Source organism: Bacteroidota bacterium, assembly GCA_023957335.1.
Lineage (GTDB): Bacteria > Bacteroidota > Bacteroidia > NS11-12g > UBA955 > JALOAG01.
Window position 1 is genome coordinate 199,046 of record JAMLHC010000002.1, and the last position, 19,858, is coordinate 218,903.

Consider the following 19,858-nt stretch of genomic DNA (forward strand, 5'->3'; position numbering starts at 1 on the left):
ATGCAAAAATTACTGATTGTTATTCCGGCACGCTACGCCTCAACCCGATTTCCGGGAAAACCCCTGATAGACATTGCGGGTAAAACCATGATTCAGCGCGTATGGGAACAAGCGAGTAAAGTCAGAGGATTTGACCTCAAAGTATTGGTCGCATCAGATGATAACAGAATCATTAGTGCTGCCGAAAATTTTGGAGCAAAGGTGATAACAACTTCATCAGCGCACCCTTCCGGAACAGACAGATGTTTTGAAGCTGCCGAAAAATCAGGCTATGATTTCGACTTACTGATAAACATCCAAGGTGATGAACCGTTTATCCAACCTGAACAAATTGAAAAACTTGCACTTGGACTTTGGAAATCAAACGCAGAGATTGGTACGTTAAAACGCAAAATAGATTCACAAGAAGACATCAATAACCCCAATGTAGTCAAAGTGGTGTGTGACATCAATCATAACGCTCTCTATTTCAGCAGAAGCTCTATTCCCTATGACAGAGACAAATCCAGCAAGTCAGATTACTTTAAACATCTGGGTATTTATGCTTTTAAAAAGAAGATTATCAGCGAAATCAAGCATTTGCCAACCGGCAGTCTGGAAGAAATTGAAAAATTAGAACAATTAAGATGGTTACAAAACGGTTTTAAAATTTTGGTATTAGAAACCGACTTTCAAAGCCCTGCAATAGATAGCCCCGAGGATTTAAAATATGTTGAAATCTTTTTAAAAGACCATCCTCATTTTCAATGAGAGTGCAAGCGATATGGCTAACTTTGAAGCCCGTTATAACTTCTGATTATTTCAACTATGGGTAAGAATAAATACGTATTTGTAACGGGAGGCGTTACTTCATCATTAGGCAAAGGAATCATTGCCGCATCATTAGCTAAACTACTTCAAGCAAGAGGTTATAAAGTAACCATTCAAAAATTTGACCCATATATCAATATAGATCCGGGCACACTCAATCCTTATGAACATGGCGAATGTTTTGTTACCGAAGATGGTGCAGAAACAGACTTAGACCTTGGACACTACGAAAGATTTTTGAATGTAAACACTTCACAAGCTAACAACGTAACCACCGGCAGAATCTACCAAACAGTCATCAACAACGAGCGCAGAGGCGATTATCTTGGCAAAACAGTTCAGGTTATTCCTCATATCACTGATGAAATCAAAAGGCGAATGCGTCTTTTGGGAGAATCTGAAGAATACGACATTGTTATCACTGAGATTGGCGGAACTGTAGGAGATATTGAATCTCTGCCTTTTATTGAAGGCATCCGTCAGATGAAAATGGATGTAGGAGAAGATGATGCAATTGTTATCCATTTGACCTTAATTCCCTACTTGGCAGCAGCAGGTGAACTCAAAACAAAACCAACCCAACATAGCGTTAGATTCCTTTTGGAATCAGGAGTGCAACCCGATATTTTGGTTTGTAGAACTGAAAAACCCATTGGACAGGATATCAGAAAAAAAATTGGACTTTTTTGCAATGTAAACCAAAATGCAGTTATTGAGTCTATTGATGTACCAACAATTTATGAAGTTCCGATGATGATGTATAAAGAGAAACTTGACAAAGTGGTGTTAAGTAAACTCAAACTCAGTGGAAAAAATGAACCGGTACTTGAAGATTGGAAAGAATTCCTTTTTAAGCTTCAACACCCTCAAACAGAAATAAAAATAGCCTTGGTTGGTAAATATACTGAGTTGCCCGATGCCTATAAATCCATCAATGAAGCGATGATTCATGCAGGTGTAAGCAATGAATGCAAAGTCAACTTTCAATATATTAACTCCGAACTCTTGACCAAAGAAAACGTAGCTTCCAAATTATCCGGATATACAGGGATTCTAGTCGCTCCGGGTTTTGGACCCAGAGGAATTGAAGGAAAATTGGACGCTATCCAATATGCCAGAGAAAACAAAATACCTTTCTTTGGTATTTGTTTGGGAATGCAGTGTGCCGTTATTGAATATTCTAGAAATGTATTAGGATTTAAAGATGCACATTCTATTGAGATGAACCCAAAAACCAAACATCCTGTCATCAATTTGATGGAAGAACAAAAAAACAAATCGGACATGGGAGGAACCATGCGTTTGGGTGCTTACGAATGTAAATTAGAAAAAGGAAGTAATGCTGCCAAAGCATACGGCAAAACAATTATCTCTGAAAGACACCGACATCGTTACGAATTAAACAACAAGTTTGAAAAAGAAATTGAAGCCAAAGGACTGAAAATTACCGGTAGAAATCCACAATCCGGACTTGCAGAAATTGTTGAGTTAGAAAAACACCCTTGGTTTGTTGCCGTTCAATTCCACCCTGAACTGAAAAGTACAGTACTAAACCCTCACCCATTGTTTGTCAAGTTTGTGAAAGCTGCGTTAGAATATTCTAAAAAGTAATAACCGCCTCTTTAAAAGTCTATTGTGTATGTATAATGCACCTTTGAGACCTGTGCTCCAAGGCTTTCCAGCATACTTAACATTTTAGGATTAAAATCTCCTATCCAAGCCAATTCTGTTTCTTTGATGTGTTTGAATTCAGGAAACTGCAAGTGTTCATAAAGTTTCATAATCATCCCCACTTCTAATCCCAAATTTTGACATTCAGGTATAATGCCAAGCACAATTCCTCTTATCTTATTGATTTTAGATTTATACAAAAGAAAGCGGATTTTGGTCAGCCAATTAAACTTACCGTTAGCACCTTTAAAAAGTTGATTGATATTCAATACATTGATAAAAAAACCAGCAGGTTTGCCGTTAGAATACACAAACCAGTTAAGTTTTTCGGGTGCAATGGGGAGCATGGCTTGCATCTGCTTGCGCACCTGTTCGACAGACATAGGCCTATAGAACTCATGTGTCTGCCAAGCTTCATTATATATTTCAGTAAAATCTCGCGCAAACCCTTCTTGTTTGGATTTGTCCAAATGTCTGAACTCATATTTAGGATTATTCAATACACGTGTAGCAAGTTTTGAAAAGCGCTCCAGATTAAAGCTGCCGCGCCTCAGCGAATAAGTAAGTTGTTCAAAATCCTTTTTGAATCCAAAGTTTTCAAATAGTTCTTTGTAATAAGGCGGATTATAATTCTCTTTGTAAGAGGGGCTTTTGAAACCTTGTGTCATCAAGCCCCAGAAGCTATCCCTATCTCCAAAGTTGATGGGAGCAAGCGCAAAGGAAAAGCCCTTATCTCTCAGCCATTCTATTCCGGTTCTGAACAACAAATTGGCGGCTTCTTGATTGTTGACACAATCAAAAAAACCTAATCCGCAAAAGGGTCTTTCCTTATTTTCATGATGAAAAAAAGCCGCTATTTTACCGATGGTTTTATGATTAGATTGAAGCAGCCATCTTTTAGCTTCACCATACTTCAAAAAATGATTGAACTTATGGTCAAAAACCCCTTCAATATCACTATCAAGATGCCGAATAAATTCCGGTACATCTTTGTAATGCACAGTTGGAAACTCAAGAAACTCTTTAATTGCACGCTGAGTATTTACTTCTACAACTCTCATTGGGGGATTAGCGACTGCAATATTAGATATTTTCTTTTGTGAGATACACCCTAATTAACTTTATCAACTTTGATTTTCATTAATATTGCCCTATGTTTTCAAACAGAACAAAACACGCGATATTATTTTTAATTAGTTTTTTCACGTTACAACTTATCCAAGCCTATGATCTTGATTTGAGTACTCCATCCCAAACCATTTTCACCCATTCTCATTATCTCCAACCTGATTCATACGAGCCCGAGCGTGCAGCTAAGGCAATTTATGGGAAACATGGAAAAACAGCAGAAGCATTGGCAATCAAGCTCAAGCATTATATGGATGTTAAACTGCTCATTATTGACACCGCAGTTTATCCCAATGTTACTGACTATAAAGACAGTTCCACAAAAAAATATATTTATTTCCCGTTTAGTGACAACCGTGACATTTACCTGCAACGGATTGGCGGCAAATGGTATTACTCGCCCCATACAGTTTCGCAGATTCAAACATTATATGATGCAGCGGTACCGTTTGGCAGCGATTTCATCATTGACCTTTTTGGAAGTTTTGGGCAAAATATTTTCTTGGGGCTTCGAGTTTGGCAATGGTTGAGCTTAGTCATTCTCATTGCTTGTATTATTTTGATATACAGAATTCAAAGATGGTTGTTAAATGCTGTCATGAAAGGAATTTTGTACAGAAAAAAAACCATTTCACAAGAAGCACTCAAAACCATAAAATTATTTGGCAAATACGCAAGCGTATATTTGATAATGCACTATACACGCCTTTTCATCCCTTCGATTCAATTACCTGCAAAAATCAATATTTTTATTATCCGAGGTCTTGAATTTACAACCATCATTTTTCTTGTCATATTGCTTTTTGCAGCCATCGATTTGTTTATCGCCAGATATACAAAAATTACTTCTGCCAAAGCAAATCCTTTAGCAAATCAATTCAGACCCATTCTGCAAGTGCTCCTCAAAACACTTTCTGTTGCAATTGGCACAGGCTTAATGCTCAAAACTTTGAATGTCAACATTGGCGCTTTATTAGCCGGAGTTTCCATTGCAGGATTGGCGATTGCGCTTGCAGCACAAGACACAGTAAAAAATGTACTTGGCTCTATTATTATCTTCTTTGATCAACCTTTCAAGATTGGAGATGATATTTCAGTTGACAGCTTAGAAGGAACTGTGGAATTTGTTGGATTAAGAGCTACTCGGCTGCGTTCTTATGATAACTCATTAATATATGTCCCTAATAGCAAACTAACCGATTCTTATATCAATAATAAAGGGTTGCGAGTTTACAGGAGATATTTCACCAATCTTGGCATCATGTATGGCACCCCCTCTTATCTGGTTGATGCATTTATTGCTGGTCTTAAAGAGATGATTCATACTCATCCAAACGCTCGCAAAGACTCTACCCAAGTCTCTCTTTACAGCTTAGAATCCAGCTCAATAAACATTCGTGTCAATATATTCTTTAGTGTACCGAGTTTTGATATAGAACTCAAAGCTAGAGAGGATATCATCAAGGGTATGATTGCACTGGCAGACACACTTGGGGTTCAGTTTGCCTTTCCGACCACCACAATTCATATAGAGAACCAACCCGGTCAACCGTCTTTAAGCCCGAAGTATCAACCTGATTCAACTCAGATTAAAAAAGCAGTTAGTGAGTTTGTGGAACAATATAAAAAACAATTTGAACAAAAATGACACTTCTCTATCTAAACCTAAACCATAACTTTGCGGTCTAGTATGAGCCAAGTTAGAGTAAGATTTGCACCCAGCCCCACGGGGGCATTACATATTGGAGGAGTAAGAACTGCCCTCTTCAATTATTTGTTTGCCAAAAAACATAATGGCATTCACATTTTAAGAATAGAAGATACAGACCAGACACGTTTCGTACCTGGAGCAGAAGAATATATTATCGAAGCATTACAATGGCTTGGAATCACTTTTGACGAGGGCGTACATCTCGGAGGTGAATATGGACCCTATCGCCAAAGTGATCGCAAACCTATGTATAGGCAATATGTTGACCAATTGATTGAAGCAGGTCATGCCTATTACGCATTTGACACACCTGAAGAGTTGGATGAAATGCGTCAGCGATTAAAAGATGGTGGAATGAGTCCTCAATATGATGCCTCAAGCAGAATGAACATGAAAAACTCCTTAACACTGTCTTCTGACGAAGTAAATACTAAAATTACAGCTGGAGACCCCTATGTCATCCGCATTAAACTCCCCAGAAAGGAAGAAGTTAGATTTAACGACCTGATAAGAGGCTGGGTTAGCTTCAACACAGCTCAGTTAGATGACAAAGTGTTGATGAAAAATGACGGAATGCCTACCTACCACATGGCAAACATTGTGGACGACCATTTCATGAAAATCACACATGTAATACGTGGCGAAGAATGGCTTTCGTCTGCACCATTGCATGTAATGCTATACAAATACTTAGGTTGGGAAGACACCATGCCTCAATTTGCACATCTCCCATTGATTCTGAAACCAGAGGGCAATGGAAAATTAAGCAAGAGAGATGGCGACCGATTAGGATTTCCTGTATTTCCGCTAGAATGGAAAGACCCAAACACAGGAGAAATTTCTTCCGGTTATAGGGAAACAGGGTATGAACCCGAAGCGGTTATTAACTTCTTGGCACTGCTTGGATGGCACCCTTCTGACAATCAAGAAATATTTAACATAGATGAATTGATTCAGGCTTTCAGTCTGGAACGCATTAGTAAGAATGGAGCAAAATTTGACATTGACAAAGCGAAGTGGTTCAATCATCAGTATTTGATGAAAAGAGATAATTCAGCTATTGCAAACTCCCTCCTACCTTTGCTTAGCGAAAAAGGTATTGAGACAAATCTAGAGTTTCTAACCAAAGTGGTAAGTATAACCAAAGAGAAAGTAACTTTTTGGAAAGAAATTGCCGACATTTCAGAATATTTTTTCAAAACACCCACTCATTTTGATGCAAAAGTCATTGAGAAAAAATGGAAAAGTCCAATACCTGAAAATCTAAAAGCATATTCATCCATCTTACACAATAGTTCCGATTTCAGTGCACAAAGTCTGGAAGCGGGCTTTCATTCATTTGCAGAAAAAAACGGAATCAACCCCGGTAGCATGATGCAACCTCTCAGATTAGCAGTAAGCGGACAGGCAGGTGGTCCACCCCTGTTTGAAATGCTGGAACTAATAGGCAAAGACGCGGTAATCAAAAGAGTTGAATGGGCTTGCGACAATCTCAAAGCCACCTCACAATCATAAAACACACCAAACAATGAACAAACCCATCAGAGTATTAGTCGCTAAAGTAGGACTTGACGGTCATGACAGAGGTGCCAAAGTGATAGCTACCGCCTTACGCGATGCAGGCATGGAAGTTATCTATACCGGACTTCGCCAAACTCCTGAAATGGTTGTCAAAACAGCTTTGCAAGAAGACGTGGACGTTATCGGAATCAGTATTCTGTCCGGTGCACATAACACAGTTTTCCCTCGCATTATTGAACTCATGAAAGAGAATGTTATGGAAGATGTGTTATTGATTGGTGGAGGTATTATCCCTGACGATGATTCACAAAGGCTCAATAAACAAGGTGTAGCAAGGCTTTTCCCTCCGGGCACTTCCACAGAAGAGATTACTGAATACATTCAACACAAGGTTGTAAAATAGAACTACTTTACGGGCTTAAATGCTTCGAATGTTTGTAGGCAATCCTTGCAATAGTGGATGGAACGACACAAAGTAGGTCCGAATGGGCTTTTCATCTCCGTATTGGTGCTATTGCAATGAGGGCAAGGCATGTGTTTGAGTAATTCTGCATAATCATTGCCCGTGGTGGGTGGAGGTGGTGCGAGTCCATGTTTTTTTAATGCAACCAAGCCTTCTGCAGTTATCATAGACGTATTCCATTGAACTTCAAAACTTGTCTTTGCCTTTGGATTTGGAAAGCCTTTTTCTTTGAGTTTGTTCTCCACCAGAACTTCCATATAACGCAATGCAGGGCATCCCGCAAAAGTGGGTGTTAGAGTAACATTGGTTCCCAAATCTGAGACTTCTATATTAGTAACAATGCCTAAATCTATTATGGAAATAGTAGGTATCTCAGGGTCTGACACCTCGTATAGAGCTTGCCTAACAACTTCTGTATTCATATTCTTACCATTCTGCAGCAGGGTCAATCCTAAACACCTCTGTCATTTCATCCAGCAAGGGTTGAAGATAATTTGTATGTTTACCTTTTCTACCTCCTAAAGCAGGTGCCACAGAATTGTTTTCAGGTATTCTTAAGCCCGCTTTTGCTAATATACCCGAAACTGTTGAGAGCCATCTTCCTTTGAGAGCATCTTCACCTTCAAATATACCTTCTGCAATAAGTACATCTTCAAAATTCCCTTTTTCAAAAATACCCAAGGCAAGAGACCAGGTTTCGTTCAAAGCGTTTTGCAGCTTGATTTTGCTTTCTTCGGAAGCACTGCCCAGCTGGGTAATCCAGACATCAGCATGCATAGTGTGATATTTGATTTCGCCTTTAATTTTTCTTGATAAAAAAGTAAGAGGTTCGAAAGACGAATTTGCCAACATTTCAAAGCGAAGTAACTCAGCATTATCAAAGAAAAAATGACGCATTAGGCTGAATTCATATTCGCCTATTGGATATTCAACAAGGTGGCAGCAATGAAATTGCTCTGCATTACGCATAAAAGCAATGGTATCCGAATCCCCTTCTCCCATTTGACTTAAGATATCATACAAAGCTTGTGCATGACCTAATTTGTCCTGCGCCATAGAAGAAAATGCAATATCTTCTTCCAATATTGGACCCAAACCTGTCCATTCTGAGTTGCGATGACCTATAATCAGCTGATCGTCAGCCATTTTATAGAGCAAATCCTTGATTGCCTCAAATCCTTTTTCTGATATGTTCATAATGTTTGTTGCTTTTCTTTATATACTTTAATTCTATCCATCACTTTGTAGTAACCCGGGTCGCGATAGGTTTTGACTTCTTCACTTTCAAAAATGTCTGCATCATCATAATCCGATGCAAAAATATTGGATGATTTTGCCACCCAAAGATTCACGCATATTCCTCTGCGCCCATATACTTCTTTTGCAAATAAGAGCGCCATCTCTGCATTCGGTGCATGCACACATCCTACATGTTGGTGGTGCTGTCCACGTTTAGTTTGGTGAAAAACTTCATAAGTCTGCCACTGGTCTAATTCTTTGGCTTCATCAAAAGGTTTTTCTAAATCTATTTCGGAGCGTGTTATTCTGGGGTCTAATGATTTGATTTTCATTTTATTTATCAGTTAAATAATTAAACAAGTGGAGTTACATATTCAGCGTCTTTTTTCAATAAGGCTCTGCGCACCCAGCGCCCTTTTTCTTCTGCATATTTTCTAACGGCAAGTCTTTCTTTGTTGCACGGTCCATCACCATTAATGACTCTTTTGAAAACTTCCCAATCAGGTTCGGTATATTCCCACAAACCTGTGGATTCGTTCTTTTTCAATTTCGGGTCAGGAATGACCAAGCCTAAATCCCAAATTTTGGGCACATACATATTGAGAAACGTCTGGCGCATCTCATCATTGGTAGCCATTTTGACTTTCCATTTCATTAATGTTTTGGTATGAACAGAAATATTGTCGCTGGGTCCAAAAAAATGCATGATAGGTGGCCACCAACGTGTGAGTGCATCTTGCACCATGTCTCTTTGGGTCTTGGTACCTGTTGCCAAAAACACCACATTGTCATGACCATATTTCAAGTGAAAAGATTCTTCCACACAGATTCTATCCAATGCTCTGCAATAGGGTCCGTAACTGCCTTTAGAATTAGCTAATTGATTGACAATAGCACCGGCATCTATCAACCAAGATATAATAGCTGTGTCCGCCCATGTTTCAGCAGGATAGTTAAACACATTAGAATATTTTGATTTGCCACTAATCAGGTCATTAATCATGTCCTCTCGCGGTTTCCCCAATGTTTCTGCTGCGCTATAAAGCAACTGAGCATGTCCTACCTCATCTTGCACCTTAGCCATCAACGCAAGTTTGCGCCTGAAACCGGGTGCCCGAGTAATCCACGTCCCTTCGGGCAGCGCTCCTATTATCTCAGAATGTGCGTGTTGTTCAATCATCCTGATGAGTTGTTTTTTGTATTCTTTTGGCATCCAATCTTTAGGCTCGATTTTGTCACCCCCTTCGATGCGAGCTTCAAACTCGGCAAGTCTGGCAGGGTCTTCATCTTGTGTAAATTTGTTTGCGGGTTGATCTGGGTCGATGTAAGCGTTTCCGTACATGTTATTTAGTTTTTATTGTTAATGTTATTTTTTTAAGCCGGACAAAATGAAATCGGTAAGTTTGTCTGCAATTTCTTTTGGATTCATGTTGCCCTCTGGGCGATACCATTCAATTACCCAGTTAATAGCAGACAAAATCGTCAAAGTTGCAAATTTGATATCGCTTTCTTTGAACACCCCTTCATTTTCGCCTGTGGAGATAATTTCTCTATACCCTTCTTGGTATTTGTGCCTTAACTCAATGAACCTGCTCAAGTGTGGTTCGCTGAGGTTTTGCCATTCGTACAGAAATATATGGGTGGCATTCAAATGTGCGGTCAGAATTTCAATATGATTTCTAATTGCCATTCTAAGTTTCTCTTCACCATTAAAGTAAATATCATTGACTTCATCCAATGCTGTGATAAATTTATCCGCCATACCAAAACATGTCTCTTGCAAGATTTCCTCTTTGGAACTGATATGATTATAAAGACTTGGCGCCTCCATGTCTAAGGCTTTTGCCAACTCTCTCATCCCTGTTGCATGATATCCATTTTTTCGGATTAATTCTAATGCGGTATCTATGACCAACTGCCTCTTTCCAACTTTCATAACTAACTAATGTTAGGTCAGGCAAAGATAAGTACAAAGGATTTGAATATCCAAACTGAATTCAGTAATTGATAATTAACTATTTCTCAACAAAAAACTATCTGTCAAAATGCATGGCTATACCTGGTTTATGTCCTGTTAATTTATTATTTTCAAAAACACTGATTCCATTGACAAAAGTTTGCAATATCCGACCCCTAAAAGTGAAATCTTCCAATGGGCTCCACGCACACTTATACAAGATATTTTGCGGAGTAACGGTATAACTTGTATTTGGGTCAAACAAAACCAAGTCAGCAAAGTATCCTTCTCTGATAAAACCACGTTCTCTGACTTTAAAACACTTTGCCGGTGCATGGCTCATTTTTTCTACCACCCATTCAGGACTTGCCTTACCTTCCAAAGCCTTATGCATCATCATATTCAAGGAGTGTTGAACCAGCGGCAAACCACTTGGACTTTGAGGATAAGGAAGCGCCTTTTCTTCCAACAAATGAGGGGCATGATCTGTGGCGATAATATCTATTCTATTTTCTTTAAGTGCTTGCCAAATAGCTTCGCGGTCATTGATAGTTTTGACAGCAGGATTACATTGTATTTTGGAACCCAAAGTTTGATAATCTTCTTCACTAAACCAAAGGTGATGCACACATGCTTCTGCAGTGATTCTCTTGCTTTCAATAGCCCCTGCTTCAAAATTCATGGCTTCTTGCGCTGTTGTGATATGCAAAATATGTAGTCGTGTATTGTGTTTCTTTGCAAGTGCCATTGCTTTTTGGCTGGACAAAATACAGGCTTCTCTGCTCCGTATAATAGGATGTTGTGTTATGGGTATATTTCCATGAAATTTTTCTTTAGCAAGTTCAATATTTCTTCGGATAGTGGGCTCATCTTCGCAATGGGTGGCAATCAACATATTACTGTTAGCAAACACCTTCTCAAGAGTATTTTCGTTATCCACCAACATATCGCCCGTGGATGAACCCATAAAGATTTTGATACCACATACTCTGTCATCATCCAAAGCAAGGACTTCATCTGCATTTTTGTTGGTAGCACCAAAGAAAAAAGAATAATTAGCCGGACTGACTTGGGAGGCTCTTATAAATTTTTTTTCTAATTCTGCTTGATTGATGGTTTGGGGATTGGTATTGGGCATTTCCATAAAGGAAGTTACACCACCAGCCACTGCAGCCGCTGATTCTGTGGCAATTTCAGCTTTGTGTGTAAAGCCGGGTTCTCTGAAATGTACTTGGTCATCAATAACACCGGGTAAAAGCCATGCGCCTCTACCATCAATCACTTGATGAGATTTCGATAACACTCCTCCTCTTTCTATTCTGCTTATTCTGCCATTGGATATCTCAACATCAACCTCCTCTTTCTTGCCTTCATTTATGGCTATAATATTTGTAATAATTATTTCAGACATGTGGCAAAGATATTAGTTTGATTTGGTCAACTGATAGATAAACTCCTGATTTTATCATATATCTGCCGAATATTTGACACCTAAATAACTAACCTGATAACGCTTTACAACTACTTTTGCGAGGTAAATCTTATTTCATTTTGTCTTTTCATAATTATTATAAGCTATTAAATATTTCAGAGAAAGCAAGTCCGAAAGAAATTCAGACAGCTTATCATAAAATAGCTTTGCAATATCATCCGGACAAAATGCCCCAAGAACCCGGTGCAGAGGAATATTTCAAGATAGTGACCAAGGGATATAATTTGCTCAGCAATCCTAAAGAAAAAATCAAATATGACATACTGCTTTATGGGATTTTGCAGGAGCAGAAAAAAAACAAAGAAGAAGAAAAAAGATACGGGAGAAAGTCTTCTGTTTCTGTTGACGAAGTCAAACAAAAGATTGAAAACAATCTGCGAAATGCAAAGTTAGAAGCTCTTCGTTTATTTAAAAATAGAGAAAGGTATCTCAATCACAGAATCCGATACTCTATTCTTGTACTGGCTGCCATTTCCGGCTATTTGTATGTTTTCAACAACTGGTTTGTCAACGAAGCCGGTATGGATTATTTCAAAATAATCCTCGGATTCTTTGTTTTTGGTATTTCAACATTCTTCTTTTTCAACCATTTATACATTCACCTGCGCGCCTGCAACTATATCGGCAAATCATTAAAATACCCTTTTGAAAAGACATCAGCGTCTTTTTTTATTATTATCATTATTTGTGCACCCATCAGCATTATCGGATTCAATATCATTAAAAAGCAATACCATCTATCACATTACGGTGTATTAATTGAACCTTTAAAAATCAGCTATTCACAAAATAAAATCATCTACTCTTACATTGCCAACAACGAAATTATTTATAAATCAAGCAGCGATTACCCCGAAGCCACGCTTGTTTATTATGCAATCCATAAAAAACCAATTGTGAGGGTTTCTAAATACAATCCAAAAATTTCACGACTTGAGTTTATTGATTTGAACGTATCTAAACACCCTAAAATTTAACCCTCCAGCCTAACATCAACAAGATATAAACAAGGCAGATAAAAAAAACTTGTTTGTGTAACTTTGCACGATTTTAAAATACAATTCTAAATGCCTAAAAATAAATCTATAAAGTCAGTTCTCATAATCGGTTCTGGACCCATTATCATTGGTCAAGCTTGTGAATTTGATTATTCCGGAAGTCAGGCTTCGCGCAGTCTTAGAGAAGAAGGAATCACCGTAACACTTATTAACTCTAATCCGGCAACCATAATGACCGATCCAAGCACAGCAGACAACATTTATTTGTTGCCATTGACGGTTGAATCTATTGAGCAGATTTTAAAAGAAGTTAGAATTGATGCAGTCCTACCCACCATGGGCGGACAAACCGCTTTGAACCTATGTAAAGAAGCTGGAGATTTGGGGATTTGGGAAAAATACGACATCAAAATTATAGGTGTTGATTTAGCTGCTATTGATAAAACAGAAGACAGAGAAGAATTCAGACAATTAATGATAACACTTGGCGTTGGCATAGCCAAAGCCGAGACAGCAAACTCATTTCTGGAAGGAAAAGACATTGCGCAACGCGTAGGATTTCCATTGGTTATTAGACCGTCATACACATTGGGTGGATATGGAGGTGGGTTTGTGCACAGCAAAGATGAATTAGATGATGCACTTAAACGCGGTCTGGAAGCCTCTCCTACACACGAAGTTTTGGTAGAGCAAGCGGTTTTGGGTTGGATTGAATATGAATTGGAAGTGCTCCGAGATGCAAAAGACAATATGATTGTTGTTTGTACAATTGAAAATTTCGATCCGATGGGCATCCACACCGGAGACTCTATTACTATCGCACCTTCTTTGACATTGAGTGAAGTTGCTTATCAAAAAATGAGAGACACCGCTTTCAAGATGTTGAAAGGTATCGGTAATTTTGCCGGAGGCTGTAATATTCAGTTTGCACTCAATCCCGAAAATGAAGAAATTATTGCTATCGAAATCAACCCACGTGTTAGCCGCTCCTCTGCACTTGCATCTAAAGCAACCGGCTATCCTATAGCAAAAATAGCTGCAAAATTGGCAATCGGATACACTTTGGATGAACTCAAAAACCCTGTAACAAAAACTACTTCTGCCTTTTTTGAGCCGGTTCAGGACTATGTCATTGTAAAAATCCCACGTTGGAACTTTGACAAATTTAAAGGCGCTGATACTACACTCGGACTGCAAATGAAAGCTGTGGGAGAGGTTATGGGTATAGGTAGAAATTTTCAAGAAGCCTTGCAAAAATCATGTCAATCATTAGAAATTCGAAAATTTGGGCTAGGTGCAGACGGAACCATGAACAATATGAGTTTGGAAAAAATTGTGCATGGACTTGAAAATCCTTCTTGGGACAGACTTTTCTTGATTAAAGAGGCAATTGCGTTAGGGATACCTTTGACAACGATTTATAAAATTACTAAAATTGATCGTTGGTATCTTGAACAAATCAAAGACTTGGTTGATACTGAGAAAGAAATCAAACGTTTTACACTCGAAAACATCCCTTACGATATGATGTTAGAAGCCAAACAAAAAGGCTATTCTGACTATCAATTAGCATATTTACTAAAGAACTGCACTGAGGATGAGGTATATGCTAAACGACACCAAATGGGAATCAAACGCGTATTCAAGATGGTGGACACTTGTGCGGCTGAATTCACTTCACCCACCAATTATTACTACTCTACTTTTGAAGAAGGCGGTTTTAACGACAGCGTAAAATCAGATAAAAAGAAGGTTATCATCTTAGGTTCGGGTCCAAACCGCATTGGTCAAGGAATTGAATTTGATTATTCTTGTGTTCACGGGATTTATGCTTGCCAAGAAATGGGATACGAAGCTATCATGATAAACTGCAATCCAGAGACAGTTTCTACCGACTTTAATACTGCGGACAAACTTTATTTTGAACCTGTATTTTGGGAAAATATTAAAGAAATCATTGAGTTTGAACAACCCGAAGGTGTGATAGTGCAATTAGGTGGGCAAACTGCATTGAAACTGGCAGAAAAACTCAACGAATCAGGTATTAAAATCATTGGAACTTCATTTCACGATATGGATCTGGCAGAAGACAGAGGACGTTTTTCTGACCTATTGAAAGAACTTGACATACCCTACCCTAAATACGGTGTTTCAGAAACAGCTGACGAAGCCATTGCTATTGCCAATCAAGTGGGCTATCCTGTTTTGGTGCGACCTTCCTATGTATTAGGCGGACAAGGAATGAAAATCGTAATTAATGACGAAGAGCTTGAAAGTGCAGTAATTCATCTTTTGGGTGATTTGCCCGGCAATAGAGTCCTGATTGACCATTTCCTTGACCGTGCCGAAGAAGCCGAATGCGATGTTATCAGCGATGGTGAAGACAGTTTGGTTATTGGAATGATGGAACATATTGAGCCGGCAGGAATTCATTCAGGTGATTCAAGTGCGGTGCTACCGTGTTATAGTCTTTCGGAACAAGTGCAAACAGACATGCGTGATTATGCAATTAAGTTGGCAAATGCATTAAAAGTAAAAGGGCTGCTCAATATCCAATTTGCAATCAAAAATGAAAAGGTATATGTAATTGAAGCAAACCCAAGAGCATCCAGGACAGTGCCCTTTATTTGCAAAGCTTACAAGTACCCATATATCAATGTAGCTACCAAAGTCATGTTGGGAACTCATAAACTGAAAGATTTTACAATTAAACACGATTTGGACGGATATGCAATTAAGCTGCCTGTCTTTTCATTCAATAAATTCCCGAACGTAAACATGGAGTTAGGACCTGAAATGAAATCTACCGGTGAGTCAATCTATTTCATTAAACACCTGAAAGACCCTTATTTCAGAGAACTTGATAAGAAAAAGAGCATGTATTTAAGTCATTAATTATGGGATTATTAAGAACCGTTTTCTATGCAGTGATTATATATTTTGGATGGAAACTTGTAAAAAACATGTTTACCATCAAGGATAATAACAAAAACGACAATGCTCAACCGCCATCAGGTGGTAATCCCAAGAGGAGTAATGACAGTGATGGCGAATATGTCGATTATGAGGATATAAAATAAAAATCCTCATTTTTGCTTTCAATTCTTGCCTTCTTCAATGCTCATTCATAACTACTTCTTTATTCGCGATTTTGTTACATCTATACAATCATCGATTGTGGGTATAAGGCTTAACTCTTGTTGGGGCATAAAACAAGAAGAACTTTATCTTCTCTTTGAAAATGACACCACAATTCAGTCAATTTTTTGTGAAGGAAACTGCCTGTATGCTCTGTTTGAAGACGTCCACTCAAATGTTAAAAATGCCAAACCGCGTTTTAGAACTTTGTGGGGTAAGAAAGTTACCGCAATCAAGACAATGCAATATGAAAGGATTTTTTATTTTGAATTTGAGGATAATTCAAAATTGGTTTTCATGCTCTATGGCAGACACTCCAACATATTGTACTTTGATATCATACCGGAACAACCTAAGGAGATTTTCAAATTCAGTATCGTATCGGATATGAAACGAGCTTTTCCAAACATTGTCGGACCTACACGTATAGATATTCAACAAAATACCTACTTAAGTTCCTTCAGATTTATTCCAAAAGAAATTGCAGATTTATATCCCAACTCCCAGTTCAACAAACCCGAAGAATTTTATGAATTCTTAAACAACATGCACCTTAATTGGCAATTAATCAACAATCAGATTATGCCTACAACACAAAAATTACACAATAACGTATTTGATGTTCTTAGACAATACTATATTGCTTATTTGTCAGAAAATCGAAATATCGAACTCAAGACCAACCTTATACGAATAAGAGAAAGTGATTTAAAGAGAAAAACCAAAGCCTTGGCAGCAGCACAAAAACATTTGCAACACCTGAAAAATGCACGTTCATTAAAAGAAATTGCAGATCTGATTATGGCAAATTTACATGTGTTTGAGCAAGGGAAAAAACTAGCAGAAGTAGATGATTTTTATTTGGGCGGCAGAACCCTAATCAGCATACCTGACAACCATTCAGACCCGGTCAAATATGCAGAAAAACTTTACAAAAAGAGTCGCGGAATTCAACAAGAGATTGAAATAGCTCTGAACAAAATTCAGTCTCTAAAATTGCTTACCTCTCAGCTCCAATCAGAACTCCAAGTTATTCAAGTTGCAACTTCATTTAAAGAACTTAAAAAATACAGCACGAACATAAAAAAAGAACAACAAGCAGAACAAATGCCTTACCACGAATACTGTCTGGGAAAATACATCATTAGAATTGGAAAAAATGCCAAATCGAATGATGAAATTCTGACACATTATTCCGGTAAAAATGACTTGTGGCTTCACGCAAAAGATTATTCCGGTTCGCACGTTTTTATTAAAAGAAATAATAAGAAAGAAAATATTCCTGAAGATGTAATTCAAAAAGCTGCATCTTGGGCTGCATGGTTTTCTAAAGGAAAAACTCAGACACTTTTGCCCGTAATTGTTACAGAAAGAAAATATGTAAGGAAAGGCAAACACCTTAAACCGGGTCAAGTTATTGTCGAAAAAGAAAGAACAGTTATCGTCAAGCCTATTAAGCCAGATTCATAAATTTCAGATTGAAACATGTCAAAACTATCCAATAAATTAAGGCAAATGTCCATTATTATAGATAATAGAATTGATGCAACCAAATGAATATCAATACGTTTACAAAACGTAGAATGATTAACGATATTCAATGATAAAAAATAATGGAGATTCATTATGCAATGTAACAAAAAAAAGTATTTATTTTTGTGGTATATAATTTGCAACCTAAATTGGTGAAAGCTTATGATAAAAAAAGTACTATATAAAACTCTCATTTTATTTGCATTGATGTTTGTTGCGTATACCCCTAAAACCTTTGCACAGCAACCAACTCAAGTTTCAAATGAAGATTTAAGAGCAAAGATTTATCCGTCTGAAATCAAAGAAGGATATTTTTTCATTACCATTCAGGAACCAACCGAAATCAATGAATTAGACATAAAAATTGTCAACCTTATAGGAAGTAAAACAGATTTTACGGTTGAAAAAATGATAGATGGTAGATTTCGTATTGATTTGGAAAATATCCCCAGTGGTATTTATATTGTGCGTATGACAAAAGGCCACAAACAATCTACTCAACGCATTATTGTCAGAGGAAATTAATTGCTTTTTGCAAGCAATTCTTCGGCATTTTTAATTGCTTTTTCACCGGGAGTTTTTCCGCTTAAAAGCCTTGCTATTTCCAATATTCTTTTCTCACCTGAAAGCTTTGTTAATACTGACATTGAATTCTCTTTATCTGTGATTTTGTGAATACAGAAATGACTGTCCCCCTTTGAAGCAACCTGCGGAAGGTGTGTAATGACAAGAGTTTGTGTGTGTTTCCCCATTTTACTAATTAAGCTCCCTACTTTCATGGCGGTTTCACCTGACACACCTGTATCAATTTCATCAAATATGGTCAAGTAATCTTCACCATCAGAAATTGACTTAAAACTCAACATCAATCTTGACAATTCGCCACCTGAAGCCACATTTTCAAGACTTTGCATAGCAACACCCGCATTTGCAGAAAACAAGAAACTTATTTTATCACCTCCCAATACTGTCCAGTTATTTCTATCTAATGATTCAATATGAATTTCAAAAGACGCGGAAGGAATCTCAAGTTCCTTCAATGTAGCAACAACTTTGGAAGCTAACTCTCCGGCATGTTTTTTCCGTCCCGAACTAAGTTCAGAAGCGAGTTGCAGCAACTTGTAATCTAATTTTTGAAGTTTACTTTCATAATTCATTATTTCAGTTTCGAGAGAGGCGAAATTCTGCAAATTACTTTCCAAACTATCCCTCATATCAATTAATTCTTGTAACGACATTGCATTATGTTTACGTTTCAAGTTCTGAAATAAAGACAACCTTTCTTCTGTTTCAAGCAGTCTCTGTGGGTCAACCTGTATGCGCCCGCCCTTTCTACCCACATCCTTTGCTACTTCTTTCAATTCTAACCAAGCACTCTCAAAACGCTTGAAATCATCTGCAAATGTTTGACTAATCTGGGAAAGGCTCTTAAACTGATTGCGAATTTCTGAAATCATACTTTCTACACTCTGCTCACCACCGTCAACACCATAACCAATGGCTTCGGATAAATTCATAATTTCAGAGGCATTTGACAATATTTTCTGCTCATCTTCCAATGCTTTTTCTTCTTCAATATCTGCAATATTTGCTTTGATTAGCTCATCCAAAAGGTATTTTTGAAAATCCTGTTCTTTGACAGCATTCGCTTGCTTTTGCTTAAGTTCAGCCAATATAGTCTGTGTTTTCTTGACCTCATTATATGTTTCTTTAAATGCAATCCGAGTTTCAAAAGTCTTTGCATAATTATCTAAAAGGTCAATCTGATAGCTATTGGATTTAATAAAAGTAGTTTCATGCTGACTGTGCACCTCACACAATGTTTCTCCTAACTCTTTCAATATTTGTACACTCACAGGAGTATCATTCACAAAGCATCTGCTCTTGCCTGCAGTGGCAATTTCACGTCTGATGATCAGTTCTGAGTTCACATCTAATTCATTTTCTTGCAAAAATTCTCTTATAGCAATATTGTCACCTATTTCAAAAATGCCTTCTAAAATTGCTTTGTCTTTAAGCCCGGCAACAAGGCTACTATCCAACCTAGCTCCTATAAGCAGATTGACTCCTTCCAAGAATAGAGACTTGCCAGCCCCTGATTCTCCCGTTATAATATTTAACCCAGTAGAGGGTTCAAAATCCAAATGATTAAAAAGGAAAAAGTTTTTATATGTTAATTTTTTCAGTACAGTCATAC

At 37.8% G+C, this 19,858-nt stretch carries 18 protein-coding genes; 10 read left to right on the plus strand and 8 right to left on the minus strand.

The genetic code is table 11. The annotated features are described in order from the left end of the window. Together kdsB and M9892_04205 are read left to right on the plus strand one after the other, a co-directional pair. Positions 1–750 (plus strand): 3-deoxy-manno-octulosonate cytidylyltransferase, encoded by a 750-nt coding sequence (kdsB, locus tag M9892_04200; GenBank protein ID MCO5253552.1) that lies wholly within the window; start codon positions 1–3, stop codon positions 748–750. A 57-nt stretch (positions 751–807) separates the two neighbouring features. Then, on the plus strand, positions 808–2,421 hold the full coding sequence (locus tag M9892_04205) for a CTP synthase (protein MCO5253553.1): 1,614 nt from the start codon (positions 808–810) through the stop codon (positions 2,419–2,421). 11 nt (positions 2,422–2,432) lie between these two features. Here M9892_04205 and M9892_04210 read toward each other — a convergent pair whose 3' ends face one another. Beyond that, the gene (locus M9892_04210) at positions 2,433–3,542 is read right to left on the minus strand and encodes a GNAT family N-acetyltransferase (protein ID MCO5253554.1); all 1,110 of its coding nucleotides are present in this window, start codon (positions 3,540–3,542) and stop codon (positions 2,433–2,435) included. Positions 3,543–3,634: 92 nt separating this feature from the next. On the opposite strand from M9892_04210, the gene M9892_04215 reads away from it, so the two are divergent. From M9892_04215 to M9892_04225, 3 genes are read left to right on the plus strand one after another with little or no spacing between them, the layout of a single operon-like run. Continuing rightward, the gene (locus tag M9892_04215; protein MCO5253555.1) at positions 3,635–5,257 is read left to right on the plus strand and encodes a mechanosensitive ion channel family protein; all 1,623 of its coding nucleotides are present in this window, start codon (positions 3,635–3,637) and stop codon (positions 5,255–5,257) included. Positions 5,258–5,299: 42 nt separating this feature from the next. Beyond that, a complete protein-coding gene (gltX, locus tag M9892_04220; protein ID MCO5253556.1) occupies positions 5,300–6,835 on the plus strand; it encodes a glutamate--tRNA ligase in 1,536 nt (511 codons plus the stop codon). A gap of 13 nt (positions 6,836–6,848) precedes the next feature. Beyond that, the gene (locus M9892_04225) at positions 6,849–7,244 is read left to right on the plus strand and encodes a cobalamin B12-binding domain-containing protein (GenBank protein ID MCO5253557.1); all 396 of its coding nucleotides are present in this window, start codon (positions 6,849–6,851) and stop codon (positions 7,242–7,244) included. Positions 7,245–7,246: 2 nt separating this feature from the next. On the opposite strand, the gene paaJ is transcribed toward M9892_04225, so the two are convergent. The 6 genes from paaJ to M9892_04255 form a co-directional block, all read right to left on the minus strand. Next, positions 7,247–7,726: a phenylacetate-CoA oxygenase subunit PaaJ gene (gene paaJ, locus M9892_04230; GenBank protein MCO5253558.1), complete on the minus strand. Its 480-nt coding sequence runs from the start codon at positions 7,724–7,726 to the stop codon at positions 7,247–7,249. A 4-nt stretch (positions 7,727–7,730) separates the two neighbouring features. Next, the gene (gene paaC / locus M9892_04235) at positions 7,731–8,501 is read right to left on the minus strand and encodes a phenylacetate-CoA oxygenase subunit PaaC (protein MCO5253559.1); all 771 of its coding nucleotides are present in this window, start codon (positions 8,499–8,501) and stop codon (positions 7,731–7,733) included. Continuing rightward, on the minus strand, positions 8,498–8,875 hold the full coding sequence (gene paaB, locus M9892_04240; protein ID MCO5253560.1) for a 1,2-phenylacetyl-CoA epoxidase subunit B: 378 nt from the start codon (positions 8,873–8,875) through the stop codon (positions 8,498–8,500). Before paaB ends, paaC begins: the two co-directional genes overlap by 4 nt. Before the next feature lie 20 nt (positions 8,876–8,895). Beyond that, positions 8,896–9,885, minus strand: a complete 990-nt coding sequence (paaA, locus tag M9892_04245; GenBank protein MCO5253561.1) for a 1,2-phenylacetyl-CoA epoxidase subunit A — start codon at positions 9,883–9,885, stop codon at positions 8,896–8,898. Between the two features lie 24 nt (positions 9,886–9,909). After that, on the minus strand, positions 9,910–10,479 hold the full coding sequence (locus M9892_04250) for a TetR/AcrR family transcriptional regulator (protein ID MCO5253562.1): 570 nt from the start codon (positions 10,477–10,479) through the stop codon (positions 9,910–9,912). 97 nt (positions 10,480–10,576) lie between these two features. Next, positions 10,577–11,911, minus strand: a complete 1,335-nt coding sequence (locus tag M9892_04255) for a dihydroorotase (GenBank protein ID MCO5253563.1) — start codon at positions 11,909–11,911, stop codon at positions 10,577–10,579. A 140-nt stretch (positions 11,912–12,051) separates the two neighbouring features. On the opposite strand from M9892_04255, the gene M9892_04260 reads away from it, so the two are divergent. The 5 genes from M9892_04260 (at position 12,052) to M9892_04280 (ending at position 18,186) form a co-directional block, all read left to right on the plus strand. After that, positions 12,052–12,969 carry a J domain-containing protein gene (locus M9892_04260; protein ID MCO5253564.1) on the plus strand — a complete coding sequence of 306 codons (918 nt, stop codon included), beginning with the start codon at positions 12,052–12,054 and terminating at the stop codon, positions 12,967–12,969. Positions 12,970–13,059: 90 nt separating this feature from the next. Beyond that, positions 13,060–15,885: a carbamoyl-phosphate synthase large subunit gene (gene carB, locus M9892_04265; protein ID MCO5253565.1), complete on the plus strand. Its 2,826-nt coding sequence runs from the start codon at positions 13,060–13,062 to the stop codon at positions 15,883–15,885. Between the two features lie 2 nt (positions 15,886–15,887). Continuing rightward, complete coding sequence (locus tag M9892_04270) at positions 15,888–16,070, plus strand: DUF4834 family protein (GenBank protein ID MCO5253566.1); 183 nt, start codon at positions 15,888–15,890, stop codon at positions 16,068–16,070. Positions 16,071–16,107: 37 nt separating this feature from the next. Next, positions 16,108–17,598: an NFACT RNA binding domain-containing protein gene (locus M9892_04275; protein MCO5253567.1), complete on the plus strand. Its 1,491-nt coding sequence runs from the start codon at positions 16,108–16,110 to the stop codon at positions 17,596–17,598. A 225-nt stretch (positions 17,599–17,823) separates the two neighbouring features. Continuing rightward, on the plus strand, positions 17,824–18,186 hold the full coding sequence (locus M9892_04280; protein MCO5253568.1) for a T9SS type A sorting domain-containing protein: 363 nt from the start codon (positions 17,824–17,826) through the stop codon (positions 18,184–18,186). Here M9892_04280 and recN read toward each other — a convergent pair. After that, positions 18,183–19,856, minus strand: a complete 1,674-nt coding sequence (recN, locus tag M9892_04285) for a DNA repair protein RecN (protein ID MCO5253569.1) — start codon at positions 19,854–19,856, stop codon at positions 18,183–18,185. The genes M9892_04280 and recN overlap by 4 nt on opposite strands. Positions 19,857–19,858: the final 2 nt, after the last annotated feature.

Excerpts from the sequence above, each read along its gene's own strand:
- M9892_04270 (MCO5253566.1), top strand. The coding sequence starts at position 15,888 with ATGGGATTATTAAGAACCGTTTTCTATGCAGTGATTATATATTTTGGA.
- M9892_04210 (MCO5253554.1), bottom strand. The coding sequence starts at position 3,542 with ATGAGAGTTGTAGAAGTAAATACTCAGCGTGCAATTAAAGAGTTTCTT.
- M9892_04205 (MCO5253553.1), top strand. The coding sequence starts at position 808 with ATGGGTAAGAATAAATACGTATTTGTAACGGGAGGCGTTACTTCATCA.
- M9892_04255 (MCO5253563.1), bottom strand. The coding sequence starts at position 11,911 with ATGTCTGAAATAATTATTACAAATATTATAGCCATAAATGAAGGCAAG.
- gltX (MCO5253556.1), top strand. The coding sequence starts at position 5,300 with ATGAGCCAAGTTAGAGTAAGATTTGCACCCAGCCCCACGGGGGCATTA.
- kdsB (MCO5253552.1), top strand. The coding sequence starts at position 1 with ATGCAAAAATTACTGATTGTTATTCCGGCACGCTACGCCTCAACCCGA.
- paaB (MCO5253560.1), bottom strand. The coding sequence starts at position 8,875 with ATGAAAATCAAATCATTAGACCCCAGAATAACACGCTCCGAAATAGAT.
- M9892_04250 (MCO5253562.1), bottom strand. The coding sequence starts at position 10,479 with ATGAAAGTTGGAAAGAGGCAGTTGGTCATAGATACCGCATTAGAATTA.
- paaA (MCO5253561.1), bottom strand. The coding sequence starts at position 9,885 with ATGTACGGAAACGCTTACATCGACCCAGATCAACCCGCAAACAAATTT.
- paaC (MCO5253559.1), bottom strand. The coding sequence starts at position 8,501 with ATGAACATATCAGAAAAAGGATTTGAGGCAATCAAGGATTTGCTCTAT.
- paaJ (MCO5253558.1), bottom strand. The coding sequence starts at position 7,726 with ATGAATACAGAAGTTGTTAGGCAAGCTCTATACGAGGTGTCAGACCCT.
- carB (MCO5253565.1), top strand. The coding sequence starts at position 13,060 with ATGCCTAAAAATAAATCTATAAAGTCAGTTCTCATAATCGGTTCTGGA.
- recN (MCO5253569.1), bottom strand. The coding sequence starts at position 19,856 with ATGACTGTACTGAAAAAATTAACATATAAAAACTTTTTCCTTTTTAAT.
- M9892_04275 (MCO5253567.1), top strand. The coding sequence starts at position 16,108 with ATGCTCATTCATAACTACTTCTTTATTCGCGATTTTGTTACATCTATA.
- M9892_04225 (MCO5253557.1), top strand. The coding sequence starts at position 6,849 with ATGAACAAACCCATCAGAGTATTAGTCGCTAAAGTAGGACTTGACGGT.
- M9892_04280 (MCO5253568.1), top strand. The coding sequence starts at position 17,824 with ATGATAAAAAAAGTACTATATAAAACTCTCATTTTATTTGCATTGATG.
- M9892_04215 (MCO5253555.1), top strand. The coding sequence starts at position 3,635 with ATGTTTTCAAACAGAACAAAACACGCGATATTATTTTTAATTAGTTTT.